Here is a 14673-nt window from a genome sequence, read left to right as displayed (position 1 = left end):
AAATAACTTTTAATGGATTCTTTACGTATTAAGAACTACAAATAGATATTGCGAACTTCTGAATCCTGAAAATATACAAACTATGAAAATTAAGTTATTAGCCACCATTATATCAAGTCTCTTATTGATCTCGTCGGCATATTCTCAAGAGGCTAAATTTATGGTACTCGGTGCAAAGGGAGAGGTGATGGTAGATGGAAAAAAGATACACACCGGAGATATGCTACTTTCTGGCCAATCTGTAGAAATAAGCGGTACAGCCCCTTATTTAGGGTTAGCTTCAATAATGGGAGGAACTTTAGAGTTAAAAGAAAGTGGAACTTTTAAAGTTGACGAACTTGAGAAAAAATTAGGCTCGGCTGAAAGTGATTTAGTTTCTAAATATGTTGATTTTATCAAAGATGAATTAACTGGTTCTGGTGAAACAGCTTCAACTCAAGCGAAGTATGGTTCCGTAACCAGATCATTGAAGAAAAAACCAATCTTCTTCCATATTCCTATCAATTCAAATGCAATCAAGTCTGAGGTAAATCTGACTTGGGAATTAAAAGGCTCTGAAAATAAAGAAGATGTTTCTTTTAAAATCTACATTAAAGATAGAAAACATCACGTCTTGATCGAAGATGAGGTAGAAGGTACTGAGTACAAACTAGACCTTAACGATCCTAAGCTGAATGATCAAAAGTATTTATTCTATTATGTAGAAGATGCTAAAAACAATAAAATTGCTTCTGATTTATATGCATTCACTGTTTATACAGACGGTGACTCTGAAGAGACAGCCAAAGAAATTGAAATGCTGAAGGCCAATGAAACAGCAATTGGTCAATTGATCTTAGCGAAGTTTTATGAAGAAAAAGGTTTTATTGTAAATGCCTCAACAGCTTATGAGAATGCGATTGCACTTTCAAATGGAGATGAGCAATTCGTAAAACTTTATGAAAATTTCCAAACTAGATACGGAAGTTAAGTTTAAACTAATTTCAGAAGTTGTAGACCAAAAGCGTCTATTATTCAATTAAGTTATATATATCGAAATAAGATGAAAGCCATTAGAATTGAAGTTCTAATGGCTTTTATTTTGCTCCAATTGCTTTTTGATGGACTTAGAAAAGATCTGCCCTAAACCAGCAATTGATAACACAACAAGCCCGCCTACAATCATTTGAGTAATAGAGTTGGAACCGCTGTTCGAAATATCCTGAAGGTTCTCCAGAGACTTTCCAAACCATACAGAAACTAATGTTCTTGGCAACATACCAATCAAACTGCCTAAGAGGAATTGCTTTATGGGAGTCTTAGCCCATGCAAGCAGTAAATTACTTAAGGCAAAAGGGAGAATCGGAGATAACTTTGTAAAAGCTACAATTTTCAAAGGGGATTCATGAACCGTATTGATAATAGCGTTTGCAATCGGGTATTTTTGAATTGAATCATTAAATCGTCCTTGATCGACCCATCTTACAATAAAATAACAAAGCAATGCAGCGATCATATAGGCAGGGATCATTCCATAAAGAGCATTCCATCCTAAGAAATAGCCAGTGAATAAAGCCATAAATGTGGTGGGTGTAAGTGCAAGCGCCATGGTGAAACTTGAAATCACGAAAAATAAGATCCACTCATTTGTTGTAAAATTTGAGATGTAATCTTGGTAAGTATACCCAAGCGTAGCAATGGTAGAACTGGTCAATAATGGCAGTATACTCAGCCCTCCTCCAACAGAAAAAGAAGATTTATTTTTCTGAAAAACCTCTCTAAAACCCTTTATTTTCATCTTTTCTCTTAAATAATTGTCAATTATGATGCTGCAAGGTAAAAAAAATGAAGAAAAGTTGTGTAATTAAAATTCTGCTTCTATATTTGCATCGCTTTTGTCAGAAACGGTGTTTGTGATAATCGCAAAAGGCCTCATTAGCTCAGCTGGTAGAGCAACTGATTTGTAATCAGTAGGTCACTGGTTCGACTCCGGTATGAGGCTCTAAAAATTTACAAGTCGTGTAAATTTCTGTAAAATATAAATTTGAAGCCTCATTAGCTCAGCTGGTAGAGCAACTGATTTGTAATCAGTAGGTCACTGGTTCGACTCCGGTATGAGGCTCAATTTTACTTCAAACATTCACAAGTCGTGTGGATTGATTTGTAAAGCCTCATTAGCTCAGCTGGTAGAGCAACTGATTTGTAATCAGTAGGTCACTGGTTCGACTCCGGTATGAGGCTCAAGTCTTGGAGTCAGGCAATTTGGAAACAAATTCGGCGCTGGGTTAAAGACGAAATATGGTATTGCCTCATTAGCTCAGCTGGTAGAGCAACTGATTTGTAATCAGTAGGTCACTGGTTCGACTCCGGTATGAGGCTCATAGTAATGAAACCCTTTTGAAAGCTGAATTGTCAACCTAGTTGATGATACTGCTTTTGAGTGGGTTTTTTTCATTATTAGGGCATTTTTGCAACATCTGTCAGGAATGCTCTGAAGTATTTAGATAATGGATTTTTGTTAATGAGATGTAAAGTTTGAGATATAACTTGCTGATTATTTGGTGATTACGAAATTATTTAAGTATTTGCGGACTCGTTAATTTTAAAATATAAGAAGATGTCAAGAATCTGCGATATTACAGGTAAAAGAACGAGAGTTGGTAATAATGTTTCTCACGCAAACAACAAGACCAAACGTAAGTTCTACCCTAACTTGCACAAAAAACGTTTCTACATTCCTGAAGAGGATCGTTGGGTAACGTTAAAAGTTTCTTCAAGTGCTTTAAGAACAATCAACAAGAACGGTATTTCTGCTGTCTTGAAAAAAGCACGTAAAGAAGGTAAAACTATCTAATTTAATCTTGGTTTAAATTCGGTATTCATTACCAAAAAGAATAAGTCATGGCTAAGAAAGGCAACAGAGTACAAGTGATCCTTGAGTGCACAGAGCACAAAGCATCTGGTCAACCAGGTACTTCAAGATACATCACTACAAAAAACCGTAAGAACACTCCAGATCGTCTAGAGAGACGTAAGTTCAATCCGGTATTAAAGAAATACACAATTCACCGTGAAATTAAGTAATTATGGCTAAGAAAGTAGTAGCAACACTTAAGAAAGAAGGTGGCGTTAAATACGCTAAAGTGGTGAAAGCAGTGAGATCTCCAAAAACGGGTGCATACACGTTCAAAGAAGAGATTATCATGGAAGATCAAGTAAAAGATTACTTAGCAAAGTAATTCTCTTGAATCAAGCTTTACATTTCTTTCGAAAAAACCCTGCAACAAGATTGTAGGGTTTTTTGTTTATTACATGATATGTATTTTTTACGTTTATGTGACGTTTTCATGTATTAGTAAATCAAATACTATCAGAGGGATAGAACAACAGGACTTTATTGGGATTCTAACTTTTTGAGCGTTATTTTCGCACTAGAGAAAAGGTCTTTTGACCTGAGTTCTGACCTTGTTTTTTTATTATTAGATTTAACCTAGCAGCGATAATGGGCTTCTTTAAAAAATTTTTTGGTAAATCAGAGATTACGGAGGAAGAGAAAGACAACCTGAATAAAGGTTTGGAAAAATCTCGTGGTACTTTGTTTGACAAGCTTAGCAAAGCTGTAGCTGGTAAATCTAAGGTAGATGACGAGGTACTGGATAATCTCGAAGAAATTTTAGTGACTTCAGATGTAGGGGTAGAAACTACTTTGAAGATCATTGACCGTATAGAAGAGAGAGTGGCAAAAGACAAATATGTCAATGCTACAGAATTAAATCAGATTTTATACGAGGAAATCGCAGGACTTTTGGATGAAAACAAAAGTGCTGACGTAGATGGATATTCTATTCCAGAAGGAATTGAAGGTCCATATGTGATGTTGGTAGTAGGGGTAAACGGTGTTGGTAAAACAACAACAATTGGTAAACTTTCTGCAAAGTTCAAAGCCAAAGGTTATAAAGTGGTTTTAGGTGCGGCTGATACATTTAGAGCGGCGGCGGTAGATCAATTAAAACTTTGGGGTGAACGTACAGGAGTTGATGTAGTAGCAAAAGGTATGAATGTAGACCCTTCTTCAGTAGCTTTTGAAGCAGTGAAGAAAGGTGTAGAGTCAAATGCTGATGTTATTATTGTTGATACAGCAGGTCGTTTGCATAATAAAGTGAACTTGATGAACGAGCTTTCTAAGATTAAAAGATCAATGCAAAAAGTTGCTCCTGGAGTACCGCATGATGTGATTTTAGTATTGGATGGTTCAACAGGTCAAAATGCTGTGAATCAAGCAAGAGAATTTACAAAGGCAACTGAAGTAACAGGATTAGCCATCACTAAATTAGACGGAACAGCTAAAGGTGGTGTGGTGATCGGTATTTCAGATGAGTTTAAAATTCCAGTAAAATATATAGGTGTAGGTGAGGGTGTTGATCACTTGCAGGCATTTAGAAAAATGGAGTTTGTAGAATCCCTCTTTGGAGGAAGAGATGCTACTAAATCTCAATAAGATATAAGTTGATGAAAAAGCCATGTATTGAGATAAATACATGGCTTTTTTGATTTTCAAAAGAATTATTTTAACTCTACTTATTTCAAAGTGGAAAAACTAACAAATACACTATGAGACCGAACAAAATAACTATTATTGGAGGTGGAAACTTGGGTAAGGCAATCGCTGAAGGCCTGATCATCAGTAAGTATATCGAACCTCACAATTTAACAGTGACTAGAAGAAACATAAAACTTCTAAAATCGTTATCAGATCAGGGAGTAAATGTTTCCTCCGATAATAATGAAGCGGTAAAAGGAGCAGACCTTGTGATTTTGGCGATCAAGCCTTTCCAAATCAAGTCGATTATGGAGCAAATCAAGGATTCTCTAACAGCAGATAAAGTGGTTTCTTCAGTAGTGACAGGAGTGTCATTAAACGATATGGCTTCTGTTTTAGGTGAAGAGCAACCTGTTTTCCGTTCTATGCCGAATACTGCAATTGCAATTCGCGAATCGATGACTTGTATCTCGACTGTAAACGGTACAGAGGAGCAGAAAGAAATGATGATTGATTTATTCTCTCAACTAGGAGAAGCAATTATTATTGACGAAAGCTTGATGGCGGCAGCTACAGTACTTGGCGCAAGTGGTATTGCGTATGCCATGCGTTTTATCAGAGCGGCTTCTCAAGGAGGTATTGAAATTGGTTTTGGAGCTCAGGTTTCTCAACTTATTGCAGCGCAAACTGTAAAAGGTGCTGCGTCTTTATTAATGGAAACAGGCAATCACCCTGAACAAGAAATTGATAAAGTAACTACACCAAAAGGGTGTACAATTGCTGGACTAAATGAAATGGAGCATCAAGGATTTAGTTCATCATTAATTAGTGGAGTAAAAACGTCCTTTAAAGCGATTGATGTGATAAAGGATGATTTTGATAAAAAATAAAAACAAGGCAAGAAAAGAATATATGAAAATGAATGATTTCTTGCCTTAAGTACTAGTACAAAAGAGGGTAGATGTTTCTTATGCTGTAATTATTAATATAGAAAGGTGTTAATACAGTCAATCTATGACTTCAGTCATAGCACGAGAGATATTTATCCGTTACTTATGTCCTAGTACTTCGTACTAAAAGTGTGTAAATTTTAATTATTAACTAAAAAGACCGTGAAAAAGATTGCCGTGTTTACATCAGGGGGCGATGCTCCTGGAATGAATGCTTGTGTTAGAGCTGTTGTTAGAGCAGCACTTTATAATGGTTTAGAAGTGGTAGGTATCCGTAGAGGTTATAAAGGTATGGCTGATGCTGACTTTATTCCTATGGAGTCTCACTCTGTATCTGATATTATTGGATTAGGCGGAACAATTTTAAAGTCTGCTAGATTTGATGAGTTCAGAGATATTGAGTGGAGAAAGAAAGCCTACGAAAATTGTGTGAAGGAAGGAATTGATGGTTTAGTGGCTATTGGAGGTAATGGTACATTTACTGGAGCAAAATTATTAATGGAAAACTTCGGTATTCCTACAATTGGTTGCCCTGGTACAATTGACAATGACCTTTATGGTACAGATTATACGATCGGTTTTGATACAGCAGTAAATACGGCTTTAGATGCCATTGATAAGATCAGAGATACTGCCGCTTCACATGACCGTGTATTCTTCGTAGAAGTTATGGGCCGTGATGCAGGTTTTATCGCTATGCAATCTGGTATTGGCGGTGGAGCTGAAGATATCTTAGTTCCTGAGATTCCTGATACAATTGATGAGGTGATTGACAACCTTAAAAAAGGTGGTGATAACGAAAAGCCTTCTCATATCATTGTAGTTGCTGAAGGTGAAGAGATCGGAAACGCAAACTTCATTGCTCAAAAAGCAAAAGAAGCTTTACCAAATCTGGACATCAGAGTGTCTAACTTAGGTCATATTCAAAGAGGTGGTTCTCCAAGTGCAATCGACAGAATTTTAGCAAGCCGTATGGGTATTGCTGCAGTTGAAGGTTTGATTGCTGGAAAATCTAACGTAATGGCTGGTATCATTGATGATAAAGTAGCTTATACTTCTTTTGATGATGCTATCAATAAGAAAAAACCTTTAGATGTTGAGCTAAATAAGATGGTAGAAATCTTAAATAGCTAGTATTCAGCAAGTACTAAGATAGATTTTTTCTTTTAAAAGGCCTTTAGTACTTAATATTCTGAAATATAAATAGGGAATAAATGTATAAAACAGTAGTTTTGCATTTGTTCCCTTTTGTATTTTAAACATAATTGATCTCCTCCGATGTGATTTACAACTGAAAAAAGCATTGTTAATAATATAAAGTTATCCGTTCATTGTTCAGAGGATAACCTACTTCTCAACTTTCAACAGCTCATACTCTTGAGCGATTATTAGTCAACTAATGAAACAAAATCTTCAGTTAAGTATTAAAGGAACTGATTTCAAAACAGAAATTTTATCAGGCCTAACGGTAGCGATTGCCCTAGTTCCAGAAGCGATTGCCTTTTCATTTATCGCAGGTGTATCTCCATTGGTAGGTTTGTATGCCGCTGTAATTATGGGATTCGTGACAGCTGTTTTAGGCGGGCGCCCAGGAATGATTTCAGGTGCAACAGGTGCTATTGCAGTTGTAGTAATGCCATTGATTGCAGCAAAAGGTGTAGATTATTTATTCCCTGCAATTATTTTAGGTGGTGTGATACAGATTGCTGTTGGCGCACTAAAATTGGGTAAATTTATCCGTTTGGTACCGCACCCAGTAATGTTAGGTTTCGTAAACGGTCTAGCTATCGTTATCTTCAAAGCACAATTCAGTCAGTTTAAAATAGATGGAGAATACTTATCAGGAACTCCATTATATATCATGTTAGGTTTAGTAGTATTGGCGATGTTAGTGATCCAGTACTTACCAAAAGTAACAAAGGTAATTCCATCTCCATTGATGGCCATTTTATTAGTATCAGGTATTGCGATCGGTTTTGGTATCGAAACACCAACAGTAGGTGATATGGCTTCTATCAAAGGTGGACTTCCTTCTTTATTAATTCCTAATGTTCCATTTGATATGGAAACTTTGATGATCATTTTACCTTTCTCGCTAAAAGTGGCAGGGGTTGGTTTGATCGAAAGTTTATTGACATTAACGCTGATTGATGAAATCACTGAAACACGTGGTAGTGGAAACAGAGAGTCAGTAGCACAAGGTTTAGCCAACATCATTTCAGGTTTCACTGGCGGTATGGGTGGTTGTGCCATGATCGGTCAATCAATGATTAACATTCAGTCAGGTGCACGTCAACGTTGGTCAGGTATTATTGCCGCGGTAGCATTGATGGCTTTCGTATTATTCTTATCATCAATTATTGAGCAAATTCCAATTGCAGCACTAGTAGGTGTGATGTTTATGGTATCAATTGGTACTTTCGAATGGTCAAGTTTACGTATTTTGAATAAAGTACCTAAAGTTGATGTAGTAGTATTGATTACAGTATCAGTAGTAACAGTAATCGAAGATTTAGCAGTAGCGGTATTAGTAGGTATCATTATGTCAGCTTTATCATTTGCTTGGGAAAATGCAGTACGTATTCGTGCTAGAAAGAAAACAGATGAGTTTGGTCGTAAGCACTATGAAATTTACGGTCCATTATTCTTCGGTTCTGCAACAAACTTCTTTGAGAAATTCGATTTTAAAAATGATCCAAAAGAGGTAATTGTTGATTTTTCTGAATCAAGAGTAGCTGATTTATCAGGTATTGAAGCAATCAATAAAATCAATGAAAAATATGAGCAATATGGAAAAAATGTAACATTCATCCATCTATCTCAAGATTGTATTGATTTATTAGGTAAGGCCAAATCACATATAGAAATCGATCATGATCACGATCCACATTACGGAGTAGTGTACGACGCGTAGGTCATAGTTCATCCAATAAAAAAATAGAGAGTCAACTTCAAGTAGGCTCTCTATTTTTTTGTGATAAAGTTTTAATCCTCCAAAGCCTTAAACGGCTCCTTTGCATCTTCCCAAAACTCATTCAACTTTAATATTCTTGGTTTAAGGAATTCATAGATGGTAGGTTGATCATCTTGTTTGAATAGATTTACACCTTCCAGTTCAATATAAATTCTAGAGACCGTTTTATTATTCCTGTCTTTTGACTTGAATTCCCAAGCCCATTCCTCCTCCAAAACAGAATGAAGAAAATCTTTTAAATCAATAAACTGTTGAAAATAGACTTCCTGTAGATCGAGGTCTCTGTGAGTGACATAAATCCCAATGCTACATTTCTGCTTATTAGCATCCATCTTAAAGAAAACATTCTTAATGCCCGTTTTGTAATTCACCCAATTGACCTTTTGACCTTCACTATTGGTAAAAGGTTTCATCATTTGACCGAATCGGGTCCAAAACTCGGTTCTCATTTTGATATGTTCTTCTCTACTATACATGCTTCAATAATTTATATAATGGAGCAAATTTAATGAACTATTAGATTTTTGTAAAAATGAGATTTGTAAAATATTGTCGATGATCCGTAAACTGATATTTCAACTGAAGAGAAGTGCCATCGATAATTTTACGTATAATATCTAAATCATACTTTCTGCTCACTTCTGTATGGATAAGTTCCCCTTTTTTGAAGGAATAAGAACCTTCCGTCTCTTTTATAATTACAGTTTGATCAATTTTACTTCGAATAAAACTTTTAGCAATACCTTCTTTCTCATTATAAGTAGCTAAATGTTCAAATTGTGAAGTATCGAAATTCCCTCCTAATTCTCTATTAATTCGTTCTAGGAGATTTAAATTAAATTGAGCCGTTACACCTTTTGAATCACTGTAGGCAGGGAGTACAATATCTTCGGATTTTATTAAGTCAAGACCTAATAAAATACTATCGCCAGTATTCATTACTTGATGTAATTGCCCGAGAAAACCTCTAGCTTGATCATCAGTCATATTACCGAGGTTAGAACCCAGGAAGAGAATCACTTTCTTACGGTCACTTTTAAAATCACCAATCATTTTAAAGTAGTCTCCGCAAATGCCTTTAGTATTCAGCTGAGGAAGCCACTCTTTCATTTTTGCAGTGATGTCAATAATAGCTTGTTCGCTTATATCAATGGGACTGTAAGTGACGTTTTCAAAATCAAAATGCTTTAAAAGTTCTTTCGTCTTTATGCCATCACCTGCACCCAGTTCAATAATATCCAAGGGTTCATTACCAATCGCTTTGGCAATTTCATTTCCTTGTACTCTTAGAATTTCCATCTCGCAATCGGTAAGATAATACTCTTCCAAGTTCATTATCTCTCTAAAAAGAGCTTCACCCTTTTTATCATAAAAATACATAGATGATAAAAACTTTTGCGTAGACGATAAGCCTTTCTCAACATGTTGAGCAAATAGCGTTTTTTCAGTAATCATAGTGTTGTTGTGTTCTTGAAAAGGGTGTTATTTTGATTTTACTAAACGAATACCGGTGTATTGCCAGCAATAATGTGGGTGGAAAAAATTCCTGTATGTATTTCTGCTATGGTTGGGTGAAGTAGCAACACTTCCACCTCTTAGGACCATCTGATTGATCATAAACTTTCCATTGTACTCACCAAGAGCACCATCAGCGGTTTTAAAACCTGGGTAAGGAAGGTAAGCACTGTTAGTCCATTCCCATCTATCGCCCCAGTTCAGTTGTTCGGAAGCTACTTCCCATTCAAATTCAGTAGGGAGTCTCATTCCTTTCCAACGGGCAAATGCTTCAGCTTCATAAAAATTGATGTGACTTAGAATACCTTTTCCTTCCATTTTTTGCATTCCTCCTAAAGTAAACTGCATCCATTCCTCTCCCTCTTTCTCCCAGTACAAAGGCTTTTTGATATCATTTTGTTGTACCCAAGCCCAACCTTCATCTAGCCAAAGGTCAAAACGTTCATACCCTCCGTCTTCAATAAAAGCAATGAAATCATCATTACTCACATAGTCTTTAGCAATTTCAAAATCATGAATGTATACTTTATGCCGTCCTAATTCATTGTCATAAGCAAAACCTTCACCTTGATGACCTATTTCATAGACACCTTCAGAAATTGAAATCCATTCATTAAAGTGATTTACCTTTCCCGTAAGCTTATTTCCGTCTTCTTTATAAGTAGTTTTCAAAGGATGTCTGAAGAACATAAGTTTCAAGTCCGTAATCATGAGTTCTTGATGCTGTTCTTCATGATTAATACCAATTTCAAAAATGGCATTCATTTCTGAAGTGGTATTTCCTCCAAACAGTTTTTCTATATGTTCATCCACATAATGTCTGTACTGATAGACTTCTTCTACTGAAGGGCGAGTCAGAACACCTCTATTATCTCTTGCCAAACGATCACCTACATTGTTATAGTAACTATTAAATAGGAACGAAAATTTAGGGTGAAATTCTTTGTACTCTTTCAAATAAGGTTTGAGAAGGAATGTTTCAAAAAACCAAGTAGTATGACCGAGTTGCCATTTCATCGGACTCGCATGCAATGCCACTTGAGGAGTATAATCTTCGATTGATAGGGGAGCACAAAAATCTTTGGTTCTTTTCCTTGTGCTGAAATAATGTTCGAGCATAGTATAATGTAGTTGATAGAAGAAGCTAAATGATTATTTCAAATTATATCGCAATTTCTAGTTTAAGGGAGATAACTTTATGTAAAATCAGTTCATAAATTATGAAAAATAGCTCAATAAAAATAGAATAATAGCCGTGAAATAATCTAATTTTAATAAGAAATTCATTTTGATAATGAAATCATTGTGGTCTAAAGCAATCAAATTAGATATTCATTATATTTAATTTGTATTAAGTACTAAGACAAAATTATATAACACTAATTCATATTATTTTTTCCGATTACTGCCTTTCAAAAACTTTAAATAGAACCACTATTTATACGTTTTTGAGCGTTGTACTCACAAAAAATAACTAAGAATTAATTATCATTTATTTTTGGCTTGGTACTTACCTAAATTCTAAAAAGGGTTTAGTTTATTTAATGTAATAACATGAACTATTCTAAAATAAACATACAACTTCATATCGTTTTTCAGACTTTACTTTTCGTAATGTTCACTTCCACACTTTTTGGACAGGAAGAGGGAATGAAACATGATGAATTGACTCAAAGTAACCAATATGCATTGATCATAGGATCAAACAAATATGATGGTAAACCAATGTGGCCTGATCTAGATAATGCAGAAAACGATGCTAGAAGTATTGAAAAGGTCCTTTCCTCAAAATATAATTTTAAAACCACACTATTATTATCTCCCAAAAGGGAACAAGTAGAGAAAAGCATACTTTCTTTTCAAGATAAACTAAAAGAAGAAGACCGCTTCTTAATATATATAGCAGGTCATGGTGATTTTGATGAAGAAAATTTTGATGATGGTTTTTTGGTTTTCAAAGACAGTAAAACAACACGAAAAGATCCGACACGAAATACATACCTTCAGTACAGAAAACTAAATGGGATGCTCAATGCTTTAAAAGCAAGACATGTGGCTATTGTATTGGATGTTTGTTTTGGTGGAAGTTTTAATACTCAATTAAGATCAAAGCAAAAATTCAGAGGGAAAATTGAAGAGGAAATTATAACTGCCAAATTCTTGAAGAATAAGATGAATAAGACTACTAGAGTTTATTTGACTTCAGGTGCATTGGAGAGAGTTGCAGATGGAATAGATGGTCATTCTCCATTTTGCAAAGCTGTTTTAGAGTTTTTAGAAGAAGATACCCATCAACTGTTTACATTATCTGATTTGCACCAACAAACAAAAAGAGCAGTAAGTGAGAGTTTGTATGGTTCTTTTGGTAAGGATGAGCTGGGAAGTGAATTTATTTTGAATTCGGCTGATGATAATGTGATAAGCAATATCAAGGTAGATGATACTATTCCTTTTGGAGAAACAATTGCAAGTAGAGGGCAGGAAGATTCAAAAGGGTATTTATATATTGTTATTGGAATGGTAATAATAGTAGGTGCCGGTGTTCTGTTTTTTGTATTTAAGCAAAAGAAGACAGTGATCCAAAATGATACTTCTAAAGTAATAGTAGAAAAAGCTACTTTGCCATCAATTAGAAAAGAACAAGATGATGTTTTTATTGATGGTGGTTTGGCATTTGCAATAACAGAAGAGAATAAACCAGAAGTAGAGCACTTATTTACTCTGTATGATATTCATTCCAAAAACTTACAGCAGGTGGAATTGACCATGGCAAAATATGGAGACAACCCTCCGACTATGCTTTTTCATAAAAAAGAAATGGCAGAGCAGGAAATTCAAAAAGTGATTGATAAACTGAAAACATTGGCAGGAAATGATAAACAATAAAACATATTATATAGGAGGTTCTCAGTTTAATGTACTTTATGCTGATATTACCACTGTGTTGACAGATGTAATTGTTAGTTCAGACGATACTGATATTACAATGTCAGGAGGTGTTTCAAGAAGTATATATCAAGCAGGGTCGAGTGCGATTCAAGTGGACGCTCGAAAGCATAAAGGATTAAAGGTAGGAGACGTGATTGTTTCGACGGCAGGGAATCTTCATGCAAAATACGTTTTCCATGCTATTACTTTAAACTATGAAAACAATACAGCAATTGACCCTAATACACTAGAATTAGTTTTAAAAAGGATTTTAGAATTAGGAAAAGCATTAAAAGTAAAGTCAATTGCTTTGCCGGCTATTGCTACAGGAACGGCAGGGTATGATTATACAAATTCAATAAAAGCAATAACTGAAGTGATCGGTGGTTTTTTGAAGGAGAATGATACTATTGAAGAAGTAAGTTTGTGTTTGCTTAAGAGGGAAGAGATCTCAAGGGAGCAGATGAATGCTTTATTTGAAAATGCTGTAGAGTTGGTATCTATTAAAGAGCAGAATCAGGCCATCAAAGGTTTATTGCAGGAAGCAAATGAAAGTTTAAGACAAAAAGATACAGTTGATACGGCTATTGTAGAGAAGTTGGAAGAGGGGTTAGTGAGAATTTTATCAATAGAAAAAGAAGAAAAAGGTATTGTACCTACAAAAATACCTGCACTATTAGATGATTTGTCATTCTTGTATGACCTTCTGCATTCGGTAAGTTCGAATAAACATGAGATTGAACATCTTAAGAAAGACAAGAAAGTATTAGAACAATCAATTAATTATCATAGAACAGCCTTGAGGCATTATGAGATTGAGAAAGCAAAATATGGTGGAGAAATGGTACCTTTCCGACTAATGATGAGTATTGAGGATGCAGAAAAAGAGATAAATGCTATTCAAGAGAAAATTAATTCAGTGAATACTCAGTTGAAATCTTTTATTGAAATTGGGTAGTAAATAACTGACCATTATAAAGTTATACCAAAAGGGTGTTTGAGTTGTCTTAAGCATCCTTTTATTGTTTGCGTTTATTTAATGTAATTTTTTCTAGAAGTTATTGCATTTAAAAAACATCCTATTACCTTTGCACTCCCTTCAGCAAACGGCTGAGGAAAAAACATGATGTAAAAGAAGACTTTTAAGAGGCATAATAATTTGTTTCTAAGTTGATTAAAGCGATGAAAAATTAAGTTTCTAAATAAAACAAAATAAGCATTGCAATTTAAATTTCTCTTCTTACCTTTGTACTCGCCTTTAACGAAAGGCTTTTAAAACTTCTCTTTTGGAGTTGGAAATTCAGAGTGTTGTAAGTCGAAAAAATCAACGAAAAAAAACTTCAAAAATTTTTGAAAAAAGATTTGGAAGTTAAAATAAAAAGTTCTTACCTTTGCACTCGCTTCTGAAAAGAAGTAGCGATAAACAAAAGAGTTTATCGGAATAAAAATCTGAAAAACAGATCATTGAACTACGGTTCAAACGTTCTTTTGATGTAATGAAAAAGTAATTATAAGATCAGCGAAAGCGGATCCCAATTACAGTTAATTCTTTTAACTAGATAATAAGTTCGTAGAGACAGGTATAAAACATTGATCGTAAAGATCTGAAAATTTTTACAATGGAGAGTTTGATCCTGGCTCAGGATGAACGCTAGCGGCAGGCCTAATACATGCAAGTCGAGGGGTAACATGATCTGCTTGCAGATTGATGACGACCGGCGCACGGGTGCGTAACGCGTATACAACTTACCTTTATCTGGAGGATAGCCCGGAGAAATTCGGATTAA

The 14673-nt window shown here is 35.1% G+C and carries 14 protein-coding genes, 4 tRNA genes and 1 rRNA gene; 15 read left to right on the top strand and 4 right to left on the bottom strand.

Features of this window, described 5'->3' with window-relative positions; genetic code table 11:
• The first annotated feature begins 82 nt into the window (after positions 1–82).
• The gene (locus AVL50_RS23935; protein WP_157491517.1) at positions 83–970 is read left to right on the top strand and encodes a hypothetical protein; all 888 of its coding nucleotides are present in this window, start codon (positions 83–85) and stop codon (positions 968–970) included.
• Between the two features lie 96 nt (positions 971–1066).
• Here the strand turns inward: AVL50_RS23935 and AVL50_RS23930 are convergent, their stop codons facing one another.
• Positions 1067–1777: a TVP38/TMEM64 family protein gene (locus AVL50_RS23930; RefSeq protein ID WP_062619206.1), complete on the bottom strand. Its 711-nt coding sequence runs from the start codon at positions 1775–1777 to the stop codon at positions 1067–1069.
• 131 nt (positions 1778–1908) lie between these two features.
• Here AVL50_RS23930 and AVL50_RS23925 point away from each other — a divergent pair.
• The 11 genes from AVL50_RS23925 (at position 1909) to AVL50_RS23880 (ending at position 8383) form a co-directional block, all read left to right on the top strand.
• A tRNA-Thr gene (locus AVL50_RS23925) sits at positions 1909–1981 on the top strand.
• A gap of 47 nt (positions 1982–2028) precedes the next feature.
• Positions 2029–2101: transfer RNA gene (locus AVL50_RS23920), tRNA-Thr, on the top strand.
• Positions 2102–2147: 46 nt separating this feature from the next.
• Positions 2148–2220 (top strand) — tRNA-Thr (locus AVL50_RS23915).
• Positions 2221–2285: 65 nt separating this feature from the next.
• A tRNA-Thr gene (locus tag AVL50_RS23910) sits at positions 2286–2358 on the top strand.
• Positions 2359–2596: 238 nt separating this feature from the next.
• Positions 2597–2833: a 50S ribosomal protein L28 gene (rpmB, locus tag AVL50_RS23905; protein ID WP_044212427.1), complete on the top strand. Its 237-nt coding sequence runs from the start codon at positions 2597–2599 to the stop codon at positions 2831–2833.
• A 47-nt stretch (positions 2834–2880) separates the two neighbouring features.
• Positions 2881–3063, top strand: coding sequence for a 50S ribosomal protein L33 (gene rpmG, locus AVL50_RS23900; protein ID WP_044212429.1), 183 nt, complete (start codon positions 2881–2883; stop codon positions 3061–3063).
• Positions 3064–3065: 2 nt separating this feature from the next.
• Positions 3066–3218 carry a DUF4295 domain-containing protein gene (locus AVL50_RS32810; RefSeq protein WP_082795986.1) on the top strand — a complete coding sequence of 51 codons (153 nt, stop codon included), beginning with the start codon at positions 3066–3068 and terminating at the stop codon, positions 3216–3218.
• Positions 3219–3481: 263 nt separating this feature from the next.
• Positions 3482–4477, top strand: a complete 996-nt coding sequence (gene ftsY, locus AVL50_RS23895; RefSeq protein WP_044212431.1) for a signal recognition particle-docking protein FtsY — start codon at positions 3482–3484, stop codon at positions 4475–4477.
• 113 nt (positions 4478–4590) lie between these two features.
• Complete coding sequence (gene proC, locus AVL50_RS23890) at positions 4591–5409, top strand: pyrroline-5-carboxylate reductase (protein ID WP_062619204.1); 819 nt, start codon at positions 4591–4593, stop codon at positions 5407–5409.
• 222 nt (positions 5410–5631) lie between these two features.
• Complete coding sequence (pfkA, locus tag AVL50_RS23885; protein WP_044212437.1) at positions 5632–6603, top strand: 6-phosphofructokinase; 972 nt, start codon at positions 5632–5634, stop codon at positions 6601–6603.
• A gap of 265 nt (positions 6604–6868) precedes the next feature.
• Positions 6869–8383, top strand: coding sequence for a SulP family inorganic anion transporter (locus AVL50_RS23880; protein WP_062619203.1), 1515 nt, complete (start codon positions 6869–6871; stop codon positions 8381–8383).
• 71 nt (positions 8384–8454) lie between these two features.
• On the opposite strand, the gene AVL50_RS23875 is transcribed toward AVL50_RS23880, so the two are convergent.
• From AVL50_RS23875 to egtB, 3 genes are read right to left on the bottom strand one after another with little or no spacing between them, the layout of a single operon-like run.
• On the bottom strand, positions 8455–8919 hold the full coding sequence (locus AVL50_RS23875) for a DUF4268 domain-containing protein (RefSeq protein WP_062619201.1): 465 nt from the start codon (positions 8917–8919) through the stop codon (positions 8455–8457).
• Between the two features lie 40 nt (positions 8920–8959).
• Complete coding sequence (gene egtD, locus AVL50_RS23870) at positions 8960–9898, bottom strand: L-histidine N(alpha)-methyltransferase (protein WP_062619197.1); 939 nt, start codon at positions 9896–9898, stop codon at positions 8960–8962.
• Between the two features lie 27 nt (positions 9899–9925).
• The gene (gene egtB / locus AVL50_RS23865) at positions 9926–11077 is read right to left on the bottom strand and encodes an ergothioneine biosynthesis protein EgtB (protein ID WP_062619196.1); all 1152 of its coding nucleotides are present in this window, start codon (positions 11075–11077) and stop codon (positions 9926–9928) included.
• A 435-nt stretch (positions 11078–11512) separates the two neighbouring features.
• Here egtB and AVL50_RS23860 point away from each other — a divergent pair, with 435 nt between their 5' ends.
• The 3 genes from AVL50_RS23860 to AVL50_RS23850 form a co-directional block, all read left to right on the top strand.
• Positions 11513–12844, top strand: a complete 1332-nt coding sequence (locus AVL50_RS23860) for a caspase family protein (protein ID WP_082795985.1) — start codon at positions 11513–11515, stop codon at positions 12842–12844.
• Positions 12831–13844 carry a macro domain-containing protein gene (locus tag AVL50_RS23855; protein ID WP_062619194.1) on the top strand — a complete coding sequence of 338 codons (1014 nt, stop codon included), beginning with the start codon at positions 12831–12833 and terminating at the stop codon, positions 13842–13844. Before AVL50_RS23860 ends, AVL50_RS23855 begins: the two co-directional genes overlap by 14 nt.
• Before the next feature lie 658 nt (positions 13845–14502).
• A 16S ribosomal RNA gene (locus AVL50_RS23850) occupies positions 14503–14673 on the top strand; the annotation flags it as partial.

This window comes from Flammeovirga sp. SJP92, from assembly GCF_001583495.1.
GTDB lineage: Bacteria > Bacteroidota > Bacteroidia > Cytophagales > Flammeovirgaceae > Flammeovirga.
The sequence above is the reverse complement of the archived record's forward strand: the minus strand, read 5'-3'. Positions and strand labels throughout refer to the sequence as shown.

Excerpts from the sequence above, each read along its gene's own strand:
- AVL50_RS23935 (WP_157491517.1), top strand. The coding sequence starts at position 83 with ATGAAAATTAAGTTATTAGCCACCATTATATCAAGTCTCTTATTGATC.
- AVL50_RS23930 (WP_062619206.1), bottom strand. The coding sequence starts at position 1,777 with ATGAAAATAAAGGGTTTTAGAGAGGTTTTTCAGAAAAATAAATCTTCT.
- rpmB (WP_044212427.1), top strand. The coding sequence starts at position 2,597 with ATGTCAAGAATCTGCGATATTACAGGTAAAAGAACGAGAGTTGGTAAT.
- rpmG (WP_044212429.1), top strand. The coding sequence starts at position 2,881 with ATGGCTAAGAAAGGCAACAGAGTACAAGTGATCCTTGAGTGCACAGAG.
- AVL50_RS32810 (WP_082795986.1), top strand. The coding sequence starts at position 3,066 with ATGGCTAAGAAAGTAGTAGCAACACTTAAGAAAGAAGGTGGCGTTAAA.
- ftsY (WP_044212431.1), top strand. The coding sequence starts at position 3,482 with ATGGGCTTCTTTAAAAAATTTTTTGGTAAATCAGAGATTACGGAGGAA.
- proC (WP_062619204.1), top strand. The coding sequence starts at position 4,591 with ATGAGACCGAACAAAATAACTATTATTGGAGGTGGAAACTTGGGTAAG.
- AVL50_RS23880 (WP_062619203.1), top strand. The coding sequence starts at position 6,869 with ATGAAACAAAATCTTCAGTTAAGTATTAAAGGAACTGATTTCAAAACA.
- AVL50_RS23875 (WP_062619201.1), bottom strand. The coding sequence starts at position 8,919 with ATGTATAGTAGAGAAGAACATATCAAAATGAGAACCGAGTTTTGGACC.
- egtD (WP_062619197.1), bottom strand. The coding sequence starts at position 9,898 with ATGATTACTGAAAAAACGCTATTTGCTCAACATGTTGAGAAAGGCTTA.
- egtB (WP_062619196.1), bottom strand. The coding sequence starts at position 11,077 with ATGCTCGAACATTATTTCAGCACAAGGAAAAGAACCAAAGATTTTTGT.
- AVL50_RS23860 (WP_082795985.1), top strand. The coding sequence starts at position 11,513 with ATGAACTATTCTAAAATAAACATACAACTTCATATCGTTTTTCAGACT.
- AVL50_RS23855 (WP_062619194.1), top strand. The coding sequence starts at position 12,831 with ATGATAAACAATAAAACATATTATATAGGAGGTTCTCAGTTTAATGTA.